This window comes from Vibrio hannami (genome assembly GCF_029589055.1).
Classification (GTDB): domain Bacteria; phylum Pseudomonadota; class Gammaproteobacteria; order Enterobacterales; family Vibrionaceae; genus Vibrio; species Vibrio hannami.
In genome coordinates, this window is sequence record NZ_JARQZP010000007.1 from 515402 (window position 1) to 530423 (window position 15022).

16 protein-coding genes are annotated in these 15022 nt (G+C 44.3%); 12 read left to right on the forward strand and 4 right to left on the reverse strand.

Annotation, left to right across the window (positions count from 1 at the left end):
• Positions 1 to 6 precede the first annotated feature (6 nt).
• The 10 genes from fabG (at position 7) to P7F88_RS16815 (ending at position 9351) form a co-directional block, all read left to right on the forward strand.
• Positions 7 to 741, forward strand: coding sequence for a 3-oxoacyl-ACP reductase FabG (gene fabG / locus P7F88_RS16770; protein ID WP_277826524.1), 735 nt, complete (start codon positions 7 to 9; stop codon positions 739 to 741).
• A gap of 167 nt (positions 742 to 908) precedes the next feature.
• Complete coding sequence (gene acpP / locus P7F88_RS16775; RefSeq protein WP_004406112.1) at positions 909 to 1142, forward strand: acyl carrier protein; 234 nt, start codon at positions 909 to 911, stop codon at positions 1140 to 1142.
• Between the two features lie 95 nt (positions 1143 to 1237).
• A complete protein-coding gene (fabF, locus tag P7F88_RS16780) occupies positions 1238 to 2482 on the forward strand; it encodes a beta-ketoacyl-ACP synthase II (protein WP_277826526.1) in 1245 nt (414 codons plus the stop codon).
• Positions 2483 to 2880: 398 nt separating this feature from the next.
• A complete protein-coding gene (gene pabC / locus P7F88_RS16785; RefSeq protein WP_277829211.1) occupies positions 2881 to 3684 on the forward strand; it encodes an aminodeoxychorismate lyase in 804 nt (267 codons plus the stop codon).
• A complete protein-coding gene (mltG, locus tag P7F88_RS16790; protein WP_277826528.1) occupies positions 3681 to 4700 on the forward strand; it encodes an endolytic transglycosylase MltG in 1020 nt (339 codons plus the stop codon). The genes pabC and mltG overlap by 4 nt, the downstream gene beginning before the upstream one ends.
• Positions 4697 to 5332, forward strand: a complete 636-nt coding sequence (tmk, locus tag P7F88_RS16795) for a dTMP kinase (protein WP_277826530.1) — start codon at positions 4697 to 4699, stop codon at positions 5330 to 5332. The genes mltG and tmk overlap by 4 nt, the downstream gene beginning before the upstream one ends.
• 1 nt (position 5333) lies before the next feature.
• Positions 5334 to 6299, forward strand: coding sequence for a DNA polymerase III subunit delta' (holB, locus tag P7F88_RS16800; protein WP_277826532.1), 966 nt, complete (start codon positions 5334 to 5336; stop codon positions 6297 to 6299).
• A complete protein-coding gene (locus P7F88_RS16805; protein ID WP_277826534.1) occupies positions 6290 to 7057 on the forward strand; it encodes a TatD family hydrolase in 768 nt (255 codons plus the stop codon). Before holB ends, P7F88_RS16805 begins: the two co-directional genes overlap by 10 nt.
• 260 nt (positions 7058 to 7317) lie before the next feature.
• Complete coding sequence (ptsG, locus tag P7F88_RS16810) at positions 7318 to 8748, forward strand: PTS glucose transporter subunit IIBC (protein WP_277826536.1); 1431 nt, start codon at positions 7318 to 7320, stop codon at positions 8746 to 8748.
• 162 nt (positions 8749 to 8910) lie between these two features.
• Positions 8911 to 9351 carry a hypothetical protein gene (locus P7F88_RS16815; RefSeq protein ID WP_277826538.1) on the forward strand — a complete coding sequence of 147 codons (441 nt, stop codon included), beginning with the start codon at positions 8911 to 8913 and terminating at the stop codon, positions 9349 to 9351.
• 79 nt (positions 9352 to 9430) lie between these two features.
• On the opposite strand, the gene P7F88_RS16820 is transcribed toward P7F88_RS16815, so the two are convergent.
• The 3 genes from P7F88_RS16820 to P7F88_RS16830 form a co-directional block, all read right to left on the reverse strand.
• Positions 9431 to 9532: a MetS family NSS transporter small subunit gene (locus P7F88_RS16820; RefSeq protein ID WP_277826540.1), complete on the reverse strand. Its 102-nt coding sequence runs from the start codon at positions 9530 to 9532 to the stop codon at positions 9431 to 9433.
• A 2-nt stretch (positions 9533 to 9534) separates the two neighbouring features.
• Positions 9535 to 11004 (reverse strand): sodium-dependent transporter, encoded by a 1470-nt coding sequence (locus P7F88_RS16825; protein WP_277826542.1) that lies wholly within the window; start codon positions 11002 to 11004, stop codon positions 9535 to 9537.
• A 491-nt stretch (positions 11005 to 11495) separates the two neighbouring features.
• On the reverse strand, positions 11496 to 12086 hold the full coding sequence (locus P7F88_RS16830) for a porin family protein (RefSeq protein ID WP_277826544.1): 591 nt from the start codon (positions 12084 to 12086) through the stop codon (positions 11496 to 11498).
• A gap of 132 nt (positions 12087 to 12218) precedes the next feature.
• On the opposite strand from P7F88_RS16830, the gene cydH reads away from it, so the two are divergent.
• Together cydH and P7F88_RS16840 are read left to right on the forward strand one after the other, a co-directional pair.
• Positions 12219 to 12308, forward strand: coding sequence for a cytochrome bd-I oxidase subunit CydH (cydH, locus tag P7F88_RS16835; RefSeq protein ID WP_277826546.1), 90 nt, complete (start codon positions 12219 to 12221; stop codon positions 12306 to 12308).
• A gap of 12 nt (positions 12309 to 12320) precedes the next feature.
• Complete coding sequence (locus P7F88_RS16840) at positions 12321 to 13460, forward strand: patatin-like phospholipase family protein (RefSeq protein WP_277826547.1); 1140 nt, start codon at positions 12321 to 12323, stop codon at positions 13458 to 13460.
• A 35-nt stretch (positions 13461 to 13495) separates the two neighbouring features.
• Here P7F88_RS16840 and pyk read toward each other — a convergent pair whose 3' ends face one another.
• Positions 13496 to 14941 carry a pyruvate kinase gene (gene pyk, locus P7F88_RS16845; protein ID WP_277826549.1) on the reverse strand — a complete coding sequence of 482 codons (1446 nt, stop codon included), beginning with the start codon at positions 14939 to 14941 and terminating at the stop codon, positions 13496 to 13498.
• Between the last annotated feature and the right edge of the window lie 81 nt (positions 14942 to 15022).

A 15022-nucleotide genomic window follows, 5' to 3' on the forward strand; every position in this document is an offset into this window, starting at 1 on the left:
ATAAAAATGACTCTAGAAGGCAAAATTGCGCTAGTTACAGGCGCTAGCCGTGGAATTGGCCGCTCAATCGCGGAACTTTTGGTTGAACGCGGTGCCACAGTAATTGGTACTGCGACAAGCGAAAATGGCGCAGCGGCTATCAGCGAATACCTTGGCGAAAACGGCAAGGGTATGGCTCTTAATGTGACTCAGCCAGAATCTATTGAATCTGTGCTGAAAGCAATTAACGAAGAATTTGGTGCTATCGACATTCTGGTAAACAATGCCGGTATCACCCGTGATAACCTGTTGATGCGTATGAAAGATGACGAATGGACAGATATCATGGATACTAACCTTACGGCTATTTTCCGTCTTTCTAAGGCTGTATTGCGTGGAATGATGAAAAAACGTAACGGACGTATCATTAATGTTGGTTCAGTTGTTGGTACTATGGGCAATGCTGGTCAGACCAACTACGCTGCTGCTAAAGCGGGTGTAATTGGATTTACTAAGTCAATGGCACGTGAAGTCGCTTCACGCGGTGTTACAGTGAATACTGTTGCACCTGGTTTTATTGAAACTGACATGACAAAAGCGCTGAACGATGAGCAACGTGCTGCTACACTATCTCAAGTGCCTGCAGGTCGTTTAGGCGATCCTCGTGAAATTGCTTCAGCAGTGGCATTTTTGGCATCTCCGGATGCTGCTTATATCACTGGTGAAACACTTCACGTGAATGGTGGTATGTACATGGTTTAAGTTTTTGTGTGAAATTTGCACATGATTTAAGTCAAAAATGTATCTAATTTCGGTTAAATTCGTAAAAATTGTGGTTTGACCAGCATGGTCTCTCTTGCAACTTTGAAAAGTTTGAATAAACTACGGAAAACTATCGCATAGAGCGAATCTGTAAAGGAAAAGAAAAAATGAGCAACATCGAAGAACGCGTAAAAAAAATCATTGTTGAACAACTAGGTGTAGACGAAGCTGAAGTTAAGAACGAAGCTTCTTTTGTTGACGATCTAGGCGCTGATTCTCTAGACACAGTTGAGCTAGTAATGGCTCTAGAAGAGGAATTCGACACTGAGATTCCTGATGAAGAAGCTGAGAAAATCACTACTGTTCAAGCTGCAATCGACTACGTAAACAGCGCTCAGTAATATTATTCTCTTCCAGGCGGTCACCCTTGACCGCCTGAGTTTTACCTAATATCTTTAAATCCTCTCAACTTAAATCAATCCCGGAGAATAATATCGTGTCCAAGCGTCGCGTCGTTGTCACTGGCATGGGTATGTTGTCGCCGGTAGGCAACACAGTAGAATCTTCATGGAAAGCCCTGCTAGCAGGTCAAAGTGGTATCGTTAATATCGAACATTTTGATACGTCAGAATTCACAACTCGTTTTGCTGGTCTGGTAAAAGACTTTAACAGCGAAGAGTACATGTCTAAAAAAGATGCTCGTAAAATGGATCTATTTATCCAGTACGGCATTGCGGCTGGTGTTCAGGCACTAAATGATTCCGGCCTGGAAGTAACAGAAGAAAATGCAGCACGTGTTGGTGTGGCGATTGGTTCTGGTATTGGTGGTCTTGAGCTGATTGAAAACGGTCATACAGCGTTAACGACCAAAGGTCCTCGTAAGGTTAGCCCATTCTTTGTACCATCAACCATTGTAAATATGATTGCTGGTAACTTATCAATTATGAAAGGCTTACGTGGTCCAAACATTGCTATTTCTACAGCATGTACGACTGGTCTTCACAATATCGGCCATGCAGCTCGCATGATTGCATACGGTGATGCAGAAGCTATGGTGGCTGGTGGTGCAGAAAAAGCATCCACTCCACTGGGTATGGCTGGATTTGGTGCGGCTAAAGCGCTGTCTACCCGCAATGATGAGCCACAAAAGGCTTCTCGTCCTTGGGATAAAGACCGTGATGGTTTCGTTCTTGGTGATGGTGCGGGTGTGATGGTTCTTGAAGAGTACGAGCACGCGAAAGCACGTGGCGCGAAAATCTACTGTGAGCTAGTTGGCTTTGGTATGAGTGGTGATGCTTACCACATGACTTCTCCAAGCTCAGATGGTTCAGGTGGTGCGCTTGCAATGGAAGCCGCTATGCGTGATGCAGGCGTAACCGGTGAGCAAATTGGTTACGTTAATGCGCACGGTACTTCAACGCCTGCGGGTGATGTCGCTGAACTGAAAGGTATCAAGCGTGCACTTGGTGAAGAGGGTGCTAAGCAGGTACTGGTTTCTTCTACTAAGTCGATGACTGGTCACCTACTGGGTGCGGCAGGTTCTGCTGAAGCTATCATCACTGTTATGTCTCTTGTTGATCAGATGGTTCCGCCAACAATCAACCTGGATAACCCAGATGATGACTGTGATATGGATCTGGTTCCAAATACTGCTCGTAAAGTGGAAAACATGGAGTACGCTCTGTGTAACTCATTTGGCTTCGGCGGTACTAACGGTTCTCTAATCTTTAAGAAGATTTAATGATAAAGATTGGATTTAGAATCTAAGTCTAATAAAATTATTTTCAAGCGGCTTGATGCGCGTAGCATTAAGCCGCTTTTGTTTTGAACGCTGGTAATTCAGAGCAGAAAGAATCACCGAATGTACCCGATTCCATGAACCGCTAATGTTATTTATGCGTGTTGATGATGTCTCATTGTTCAGGCATGTTCATTCCATCGGGTACACACGGTAATCCTTTATTAGGTTTATGTAGCCCAAGAACTTACAAGGTATCTAAGGGAGCTGGGTGGTTGTGGAGTAAACCTACTTTTCAGGGAAGAAAAGTCGGAGCCTACATGGATGTACTTGTGGCGTTTTACGGAACAATTACCTAGCTTCCTTTGCCAAAATGGTAAAACGCTCGAGGAAAGCAAATGATGATTTTGGTTAATGGAAAGCCGAAAGATTCGATATCGGTAAAAGACCGCTCATTTCAGTATGGCGATGGTTGCTTTACCACCATGCTGACAGTGGATGGTAAGATACAAAACTGGCCTTTGCATATAGAGCGAATGGAAGCCTGCCTGAGCCTGCTTAGAATTAAACTTCCAGATTGGAAGGTTATTGAAGGCTGGTTGAATGATATAGCAACTACAGACCCGTACGCAGGTCTAAAGCTTCATATCTCCCGTGGTGAGGGTGGAAGAGGTTATAGCGCTACTGGAGCTAACGAACCAGTTGTTACAGTCAGCTCGTTTCCATTTCCTGCGCACTATCTGGATTGGCGTGAAAATGGCGTAGAGCTTGGCGTTTGCGAGCGCCGACTTGGGCATACTCCGATGTTGGCAGGACACAAACATAATAACCGTCTTGAGCAGGTATTATTAAAAGCTGAGGCCGATGAATCCGGCTATCCGGATGCTGTGGTTCTGGACATCAATGGCCACGTAGTTGAGACTACGATGGCAAATCTGTTCTGGGTCAAAGGTCAAAAGCTCTACACACCAAGCATGGAGCATTGTGGTGTCGCCGGAACTATTAGGCGGCTAATCATTCAGGATGCGAAATCTAACGGTTTAAAAGTACTGGTAGGAGATTTCGAGCTGGACCATTTAAACAGTGCAGACGAAGTGTTTATGACTAACTCTGTATTAGGCGTTGCCCCGGTGACGAAAATAAACAATAAGGCCTTTCCTATAGGGCCAATTACACGACGTTTTCAGGAGAGTCAGAGTTCGTGATTAAGAAATTATTATTTCTGGTGTTTATTGCCATTGCTTTAGCGGCAGGTGGCGTTTTTTATGGATTGGGGCAGGTCGAAAAATACCTCGAACAGCCATTGAATATTCAACAACCTTCGATTATTACCATTAAGAGTGGTACTAGCTTTCAAGGAGTTTTGAAGCAGCTTGAAGCGAACCAGTGGATTGAGCCTAGTGATTTTTCCCGCTTTGTTCGCAGGGCGAAACCCGAACTGGTTCATGTAAAAGCAGGTACATTCCAGCTTCAGCCAGATATGACCTTAACTTCTGCGCTACTTTTCCTAGCAGAAGGTAAAGAGCACCAGTTTGCGATCACTTTTGTCGAAGGCAGTCGTTTCAGTGAGTGGCGAGACATTCTGAAGCAGTCTGAATCGTTAGTTCATACAATCGATGAACTTTCGGAGAAAGAGATTGCTGATAAGCTTGGTATTGAACGCGAAAAACTTGAAGGCTTGTTTCTTGCGGAAACTTATCACTACACGGCCGGAACGTCTGATCTCGATATCCTTAAACGCGCCAATGACAAACTGACTTCTGTGCTAAATGCTGCATGGGAAAGCCGCCAGGACAAGCTTCCTCTGAAAAATTCATATGAAGCATTGATACTTGCTTCGATTATTGAGAAAGAAACCGCTGTCGAATCTGAAAGAAAACAGGTTTCTTCTGTATTTGTTAACCGCCTGAACCGTCGTATGCGTCTCCAGACAGACCCTACAGTTATCTATGGTATGGGTGATAAATATAAAGGTAATATCAGGAAAAAAGATTTACAGACACCGACACCTTATAACACCTACACCATTAACGGATTGCCACCAACACCCATTGCGATGGCCGGAGAGGCTTCGATCGAAGCGGCGGTGAACCCTGATGAGACAAAATACTTATACTTTGTCGCAAGCGGTAAGGGCGGACATGTCTTTTCGAAAACATTGGTGGAGCACAACAGAGCTGTGCGCGCCTATCTGAAACAGCTAAGAAAAAATAAATCATGAGCAACGCAAAATTTATTGTAGTAGAAGGGCTTGAAGGCGCGGGCAAGAGTACGGCAATCGCTGCTATTGAAGCCACTTTAAATAAACATGGTATCCAGGACCTCGCTAAGACACGTGAGCCGGGGGGCACAGCTCTGGCAGAGAAAATGCGTGCATTGATTAAAGAAGAGCACGAAGGCGAAGAGCTACAGGATATCAGTGAGTTGTTGCTGCTGTATGCAGCGCGTGCTCAGTTGGTAGAAAATGTTATCAAGCCGGCACTTGCAAAGCAGCAGTGGGTAATTGGTGACCGTCATGATATGTCTTCTCAGGCTTATCAGGGTGGAGGTCGTCAGTTGGATCGTGATGTGATGCAGACACTTAAAAACGTTACGCTGGGTGAGTTTAAGCCGGATTTGACGTTATATCTGGATATTGACCCTAAGCTGGGCTTAGAGCGTGCTCGTGGGCGTGGAGAGCTAGATAGAATCGAGAAAATGGATATCAGCTTTTTCGAGCGTACCCGTGAAAGATATCTGGAGCTAGCAGGTAGCGACAACAGCGTTATTACCATCAATGCAGGCCAGACGATAGAGGAAGTGACAGGTGATATTGTCAATGCGCTTGAAAACTGGCTTACAGTAAACCGTTAAAATGACTTCAATCTATCCCTGGTTATTACCGGTTTGGAACAAATGGCAAGCGTTATCTGTTGCTGACAGAGCGCCTGCCGCTATGCTCTGCTCGTCACCAGAAGGTATGGGCATTTCTAGCCTGGTGAAACACTATGTTCGCACTCTGGTTTGTACAGAATCAAAATCAGAACCTTGTGGATTTTGCCACTCCTGTGCGTTGAGTGAGTCTGAAAACCACCCTGATATTCACTGGGTAGCCCCTGAATCTGAAGGGAAGAGCATTACTGTTGATCAGATTCGCCTATGTAACCGTTGGGCGCTTGAATCCTCACAATTAGGTGGGAAGCGAGTTATCGTGATCCAGCCAGCAGAAGCGATGAATGAGTCAGCTTCTAATGCCTTGCTGAAGACCTTAGAGTCGCCGCCAGAAAACTGCCTGTTTTTATTGCTATCAAACAACAGAAGCAAATTGCTGGCAACGATAATAAGCCGCTGTCAGTTATGGGATATTGCTGAGCCGAATATAGAGATAACTTACGATTGGCTTAAATCTAACTGCGAAAAGCCTGTATCTTACAATGGAATCAGGTTGAGCAAAGGAGCTCCGCTAAAAGCGCTTGAGTTCTTTACTGACGGAGACAGCGATCGCTACTTTGAGCTGGAAAAGTGTTTTAGTGAAGAGATAGTTAAGTCCATCCCGGACACGCCTAAACTATTTAAGTGCATCAAAGAAGAGCCGTTAAAAAGCCTTTATTGGTTAGCATTACTATTGTCTGATATCCAGAAGGTACATTTTGGCGTTGTGGAAACCGGGTTATGTGGCGCAAGCACGTTACTTGCGGAGCATATTAGTTATCAGAATGCTTACGAGTTCAGTAACAGACTGAACAAACTAAGAGAGCAACTGGTTACCTATACGGGCTTAAATACTGAGCTATTATTTACAAACTGGGTATTAGAATTACACGAGGAAATATGTTCGTAGATTCTCATTGTCATCTCGACAAACTTGATTACGAAGAGCTGCATCACGACATCTCTGATGTTATCAATAAAGCCAATGAGGCAAGAGTAACTGAGATACTGTCTGTTGGTGTAACACTGGATGCATTTCCAGAAATGATCAAAATGATCACGCCATTTGATAACGTTTATGCCTCTTGCGGTGTACATCCTCTGGATGTAGAAAGCCCATTTGCGCTGGATGAGTTCCACCATTTTGCTAAACATTCTAAAGTGGTCGCGATTGGTGAAACCGGGCTTGATTATCACTACAAGCCAGAAACAGCGGATTTACAAAGGCTTCGTTTTGAGCAACAGGTTTCTCTGGCTGTTGAAGTTGATAAGCCTCTGATTATTCATACCCGTGAGGCTCGTGAAGATACTCTTGCGATTTTGCGAAATGGCCATACTGAAAAATGCGGCGGTGTTATTCACTGCTTTACAGAGGATATGGCGTTTGCAGAAAGTGCAATGGAGCTTGGCTTCTATATATCGGTTTCCGGTATAGTGACTTTTCGTCAGGCTACAGAGCTTAAGGAAGTGGTTAAAGCTTTACCATTAGAGCGTTTATTGATTGAAACCGATTCCCCATATCTGGCTCCGGTTCCTCATCGTGGTAAACAAAATCAGCCTGCTTATGTGGTTGAAGTTGCACAATATATCGCTCAGTTGAAAGGCATCTCTTTGACAGAAGTTGCTACGACAACAACACAAAACTTCCGTGATCTTTTCCTTAAGTAATTAAAGACAAGCGCTGAGTGATTGGTGTATCCAAATCACTCAGCCGTATTTATTGCCTTACTCTTTTCTAAAGCTTTCTGGCGACTCTCATTCTTTAATCTCTTCTCAATTTTGCTACAACAGCAAGTTTATCTGTTCCAAAGCTATTGAAATAAAACATTAATGCGACAGTTTTGCGTTACGTACTAATATTAAAACTATGTGGGAGGTAGTAAGAGCCCTGGATTTGGTTTATTCAAACTTTGTCAGGAGTGCAATCTATGAAAAACTTGTTTGCTGAATTACAGAAGGTCGGTAAAGCATTGATGCTACCGGTATCTGTTCTTCCTGTTGCTGGTATTTTACTTGGTGTGGGTGCCGCAAACTTTAGCTGGTTACCCGATATTGTCTCTAACATCATGGCTCAGGCTGGTGGTTCTGTGTTTGGGCAGATGCCTTTGCTTTTTGCTGTTGGTGTTGCTCTGGGTTTTACTAATAACGATGGTGTAGCTGGCCTCGCGGCAATAGTTGGCTACGGTATTATGGCAGCTACCCTTGGTGTTATGGCTTCGATTATGGGGGTCGATAAGATAGACACCGGTGTGCTTGGCGGTATTCTTGCTGGTAGTGTCGCTGCCTGGACATTTAATCGGTTCTTCCGTATCCAGTTGCCGGACTACTTAGGATTCTTTGCTGGTAAGCGTGCAGTTCCTATTATTACTGGCTTCTTAGCTATTGCGCTTGGTTTACTTCTTTCTGTTGTGTGGCCTCCTATTGGTGCGGGTATCGAATCGTTTTCTCACTGGGCAGCTAACCAGAACCCGCAGGTTGCGTTTGGTATTTACGGAATCGTAGAGCGGGCGTTGATTCCTTTCGGTCTTCACCATATCTGGAACGTACCTTTCTTCTTCGAAGCGGGTAGTTGTGTCAATGCTGCAGGTGAAGCACGTACGGGTATTTTGACCTGTTACCTCGAAGCTGATGCCGCATCTCGCGCTGCTGGTAATGGTTTTGGTCAATTGGCTGGTGCTTATATGTTCAAAATGTATGGCCTGCCTGCTGCTGCTATTGCGATAGCTCATTCGGCTAAGCCAGAAAATCGCGTTAAGATCATGGGTGTGATGGTTTCTGCAGCATTAACATCATTCCTTACGGGGATAACAGAGCCTATTGAGTTCTCATTCCTGTTTGTTGCTCCTGTTCTTTATGCGATTCACGCTCTGCTTGCAGGTTCGGCTTTTGTGCTTACCAATACACTTGGAATGGTGCATGGTACATCGTTCTCACACGGACTTATCGACTTTATTGTTCTATCTGGTAACTCACAGAAGATGATTATGTTTGTAGTGTGTGGCCTGGTTTATGCTGCTATTTACTACACAATTTTCCGCGCGGTTATTAAGGCGATGGATCTTAAAACCCCGGGACGTGAAGATGAAACGGAAGATGCGGGAGCTGCAATCAGTGACAATGAGATGGCTGGTGAGCTGGTTGCTGCCTTCGGTGGTAAAGTTAACATTACCGGGCTAGATGCTTGTATTACTCGTCTTCGAGTTGCAGTTGCTGATACTGATGCAGTCGATCAGGACAAGTTAAAACAACTCGGCGCAGCTGGTGTTGTGGTTGTTGCTGGTGGTGTTCAGGCAATATTTGGTACCAAGTCTGATAACCTAAAAACCGATATGGATGAGTGGATTAAAACTCACGGCTAGCCGTTTACCACTGTTTTTATAGACCCGAATTTCATCTCATAACGAGCCCCATATCCCATGGGGCTTTTGTCATTTTTCTGTGTATTTTTTGTTCGCATATTGATTTTGTTTCTCGAATATAAATACTAGGGCGTTATTAAAATAAGCACTATGGGGAACGCTATGTATAAGCGTATATTATCTGTTGGCATGCTTGCCATAGCCATATCTGGAACGGCTTATAGCCAGGAGCAGGGTGGTACACCGTCAAATGTAAAATTTGGCTTTGGTATTGATCCTGGTTTCAGTGTTTTACTTCAGTTTGACAACAAAATTAACCTTGCGGTTGGTAATGACGGGGTGACTGCAGATTATCTATTCCGTAAAGGCCCTTTTGATAATCAAGATATTCCGTTCACCTGGTATGTCGGTGGTGGCGCAAGAGTTGGCTGGGGTGATGATAGTCGAGACTTCGGTGTCCGAATGCCACTCGGATTGAACTGGGGCTTTTCTCCTAACTGGGAAGCCTATGGGCAAATACATCCAGAGCTGGAATTCAACAACCGCAAGGATGATTTGAAATTGGGTATGGGGGCGGCAGTCGGAATCCGATACGATTTTTAATGGCTCTGAACTGCTTTTAAAGCTTAGATAAAAGAAAACGCCGGCTAACTACTTAGCCGGCGTTCTTGTTATCTAGTCATTATTTTTGCTGACTATCCATTGCGCGCTTAATACAGAACGCTGCGCCACCCCAGGTTACACCCAGGCCGATAATCATCATGATAATTGCACCGAAAGTCATAATTATGCCTCCACTTTCTGTTGTGGTTTGCTCATTACGTTAACAGCAACACCAATGATTAGTAGAACAGCCATCAGGCCCCAACCAAGTTTCATATCGTAGCCGCCGTAACCTTCCTGAATCAGGTGAATCAGCTTCTGACCAACGATGATAGCAAGCATAATTGGTGTAATGAATCGTAGGCAGACCTCAAACCAACCACCGATAGAGAAGTCAGAGTACTTGTTCACGTAGTCGCGAACATCAGCCAGCTTAACGAACCATGCCATCAGTACAATTTCAACCAGACAGCTACCCAGAATACCAACGTTGTTCACGAAGTGGTCAACAAGGTCTAGTAGTAGTAGGCCGCCATCAGTAGCGAATGCCATAGAGATTGCGAAACCAACGCCACATACGATAGTTGCCGCTTTTTTACGAGACCAGTTCAACTTGTCGATGATTGCTGAAGTTACTGCTTCAATGATAGAGATTTGTGAACTCAGGCCTGCAACAACTAGTGCAAGGAAGAATAGAGGGCCAAGAATGTATGGCGCAGGAAGCAGGTTGATTGCTGCTGGTAGCGTTACAAACGCAAGACCAACACCAGCACTTACTACCTCTGTTAGTGGTTTACCTTGCTCTGCAGCCATGTAGCCTAGTACAGAGAAGATCATAACACCAGCCATGATAGAGAAACCACAGTTGATCAACACTGTCATAAATGCGTTATTGTTGATGTCTGATTTCTCAGGTAGGTAGCTTGAGTATGCCAGCATGATTGCGAAACCGATACTTAGGGTAAAGAAGATCTGACCGTAAGCAGCAGCCCATACGTTAAAGTCAAAGATTTTGCTGAAATCTGGCTTGAACAGGTAGTTAACACCATCTAAAGCACCAGGAAGCATAATCATGCGAACAATCAGTGCAAGTACCATGAAGAATAGTACTGGCATCATGATTTTTGCTGCGCGCTCGATACCTGCTTTAACGCCGCCAGCGATAGCTGCGTATGTGATACCCCATGCAATTAGCATTGCGCCAGCAATCTTCCACTGCATGCCACCAAGGTTAGTTGGTGAGTTGTCACCAAGACCTAGGTATTCACTGAAGAAGAATGCGTTAGTATCTGTGCCCCACTCCTGAGTGAAAGACATACCGAAGTATGAAATTGCCCAACCAATAACAGCAACATAATAAACTGCGATTGTTGCAGCGACACCAATCTGGAACCAACCAAGCCACTCATACTTAGCGTTAATACGCCCAAGAGTGATTGGTGCAGAACCACGATTACGTTGACCCATAGAAAATTCCAGGATCATAAATGGAATACCTGCGGTGAGCATGGCAAAAAGGTAAGGAATTAAAAATGCGCCACCACCGTTTTCGTACGCCATATATGGGAAACGCCAAATGTTACCCAGGCCAATTGCAGATCCAACTGCGGCAAGAATGAATCCCGCACGGGATCCCCATTGTTCTCGCTTCATAACTACTCCTTTACGGCATTTCTCTGAGACATGAAGCATTTACCTGTGCATTTCGAATGACATGCTGCAACCCTTCAACATAATAAAGCGCCAAAGGCGAAAAGACTTTGCTCTAATGTCGAAATAAGAGTTACAAACTAGGTTTTTATTCTAATTTAACAGATAAAACTCAGAGTATTATTCTAATTTATGCAATGTGTGTTTGCGAAAACTGAAATATTCAGCTACGCGTGACAAGAAGACTACAGTTTAATGTGACCTAAAGCAATAGAAAGTAATTGTTAAAAAATATGTTTTTTTGAGTTAAAAATGAGTACTGGTGTGGGAAATAAAGTGATTTAAGTTGGATAATTGATTTGTGATGGTTGAATTGTCTCTGTTGTTTCTATGTGTCAGATGTTGTGACTGCAATGCTTTTTAGCGTGTATGACTGAAAAATATGCAAAAAACATAATTTTATTACGGTAATAGCCGCTGACTATAGTGAAAATTCAGAATTTTATAACCATTCCGATATTGCTCTGTACCTGACCTAACCAGTCACTTTCAAATTTTATCAAACACTTACTTGTCTCAACCGAGGCTGAAGAAGTACATACCGAGTACGTTTTACTGTCTGTGAGAATACCGAGCCAGCGAAGTTGAGCCTGTAGTGCTATCGTTTCGTTGAACTTATACTCCAAGCCACCAAATACTGAAGCTGAAAACTCGTAGTCAGATTTAGCCCAGTTCGTATCCAGGTAGGTGCTTCCCAGACTAAGCCCCAGATAGGGAAGTATCTTCTCAGAGGAGGATTGATAATAGATTGCACTCTGGAAATGCAGGTGCTGCATCGTCAGGCTAAGAGGTTGGTTAGTTACGTTAGTATCTTGTCGTGAGTAGAACAGACCTATTCTTCCTTTATCTAGGTTGGTTGTTAGGCTTAAGTTGTAGTTTTCCGATGACTCGATATTAAAGTACTCACTGCTCTCGTTCTCTATTTTCCCACCCGCAGTGTACCCGATAGCAGGTGACAAAAATAACCTGGCATAAGCTGTATTGCCAATACTGAGTAGTAGCATGAAAAATAACAATTTATTCATAACTTCATCCGATATTTATCAAAATCCCGTACTATAATTGTGACTATAACTACATATTCAAAAAGGTTTTTTGTTGAGTTCTTGAGGGTACCTCACACATCTGTTATTAAAATGTTAACCAAGGAGGCTTTTATGGATAAAGACTTAAATTACACTTTAATGATTGTGGTAGCGGCATTTGCAGTGATCATCGGATTAGGTGTCATTGCGATAGGTGCTTAACTTGAGGTAGGGATGTCCAATAGGGGCGTAGTTACTGGTACCCAGACCTTAACCAATACCTCCAGATACGTGAAATACCTGGAGGGAAGGACTGCGCTTATTGCGCAGGGTGGCGGCCAGAGGTCGATATTTACCTCTGGCGTACTCGATTCTTTTATACTTTCCAATTTCGATCCTTTCGATATTTTTTATGGCACCTCGGCAGGTGCATTAAACATATGCGCGTTTCTATGTCGACAGAATGGGCTTGGAAAATCCTTCATTCTTGATTTAACTACTAACGATAACTTCTTCCACCTATTTAGCTATATCAGGCGTAAACAGGGGCTAAACCTTGAATGGGCGCTTGAGCGAATTTGTGACTATCCATATAAGCTTGATCTGGATATGGGCAGACGTTCTTTGAGAGACAGAATTGCATTAGCCGCGGTTACAGATTCGAAGCATCTGAATGATCACTATTTGCCAATTCTTGATGACAATTGGTATGACGTGATGAGGGCAACTTGCGCAATACCCGGAATTTATTCCGATGAGATAATGATTGATGGCGTTAGCTATGTTGATGGCGGTGTCTCTGCTGCAATTCCTGTACAGGAGGCCTGGAGAAATGCTGCAAGAAATATTGTTGTGATTCGTACAGAATGTTTAGATGAAAATGAAGAAGAGCAATCGCCTGTAACAGACAGAGTTTGGTATAGGGAGCCAGTCGCGAATATGCAGGAGCGTTGGCAGGGTGTTTTTAATGACTGGAAAAGTGAGTGGAGTGATTTCTGGCAGGATCAGCTCAGTCGTTCAAAAGAGGCGAAGCCACACAAGAAGCATCTGAATATGCTTAATGGAGGGCGCTGGCTGTTTGGTGCTGATGACATCTATCGTCTGAGCCATCTTTTCGGGGATAAGTTTGACTCTGGTATTGCTGATCTAGTCATGGTGCATTACCAAACTTACGCGCTCACCCAGGAGTTTTTGCTAAGTCCACCTGATGATTGTTTTATTGTGCAGATTACCCCTCATGAATCGTTAAGAGCATCACCACTGCTTAGCAAAGAAGAAGACCTTTTACATGACTATGAGTTGGGTTTGATGGCAGGGTATAACTATATAGACAGTTATGTTGAGACGAAAAACCTTCAGTGGAAACAAAAATAGGCCCTTTAGAAAGAGCCTATAGTCGTCCTATAAGTTTATTCCACAGTAAGAATTCTCATACAGTTAGTGGAACCGATAATGTCCATGACGTCACCCTGAGTCATGATTACACTATCACCCGCATCGAGTAATCCACGCTCTTTTAATGTCGCCAACGCAGCCTGTGCGGATGGAAGCCCAGCATCAGCGTTACTATCAAAATATACCGGAGTGACGCCACGATATAGAGCCGCTCGGTTTAACGTGCTTTCATTTCGGGATAGAGCGAAGATGGGTAATCCTGAGCTCAATCTGGACATCATCAGCGGTGTGCGGCCTGATTCCGTCAGAGTCACAACAGCGCTAATTCCATCCATATGGTTCGCCGAATACATGGTTGCCATAGCGATGGTTTCTTCCGGAGCGACGAAGCGACGTGTCATTCGGTGACTGGAGACATTAACCGATGCCATTTTTTCCGCCCCCATGCACACTTCTGCCATCGATTTAACGGTTTCTACAGGGTATTGTCCAGCCGCTGTTTCTCCGGACAGCATTACGGCATCGGTACCATCGAGTACAGCGTTTGCTACGTCCATCACCTCTGCCCGTGTCGGCATTGGTGCTGCCATCATGGACTCCATCATTTGAGTCGCAGTAATTACTGTACGGTTCATGCTACGAGCACTTCTGATAAGCTGTTTTTGTACCCCGATTAATTCGGGGTCACCAATCTCAACTCCCAGATCACCTCGAGCTACCATAATTGCGTCCGATGCCATCACGATGTCATCAATGCTTTCCTGATCACTGACGGTTTCTGCTCTCTCTACTTTCGCTACGAGCTTTGCCTGTAAGCCAGCATCTCTGGCCAGACGACGGGCATATTTCATGTCTTCACCATTCCGGGGAAAGGATACCGCGAGGTAGTCAACCTTGATCTCTGCAGCAGTGAGGATATCGCGTTTGTCTTTTTCAGTCAGAGCCGCAGCAGATAACCCACCGCCTTTTTTGTTTATGCCTTTATTGTTAGAAAGCGGACCGCCAATCGTTACATCGGTATGTACTTTGTTTCCATCTACTGAAACGATTTTGAGTTGTACCCGTCCATCATCCAGTAGTAGGGTATCTCCAATGGATACATCTTGTGGCAGCTCTTTATAATCCAGCCCAACCCCTTCCTGATCACCTTCTCCTGCAGGAAGATCACTGTCGAGTGTAAAACGGTCTCCTACATTGAGATGAATCTTTCCTTCTTTAAAGGTTGATACCCGGATCTTTGGTCCTTGTAAGTCGCCTAGTATGGCGATGTGGCGGTTGTATTTGGCTGCCAGCGTGCGTACTTGATTTGCTCTTCTTATATGGTCTTCGGGGCTACCATGCGAGAAATTCATCCTGACTACGTTTGCCCCTGCCTGAATAATGGCTTCCAGGTTATCGTCTTTATCAGTGGAAGGGCCAAGTGTTGTCACTATTTTGGTTCGTCTGAGTCTTTTGCTCATGGGATACTCCACATTCCTTTAGGCTGCTGTTTTATGATAGAACGGGCGGTTTTAGTTATCTGTTTTTGCCTGCCTACCCGT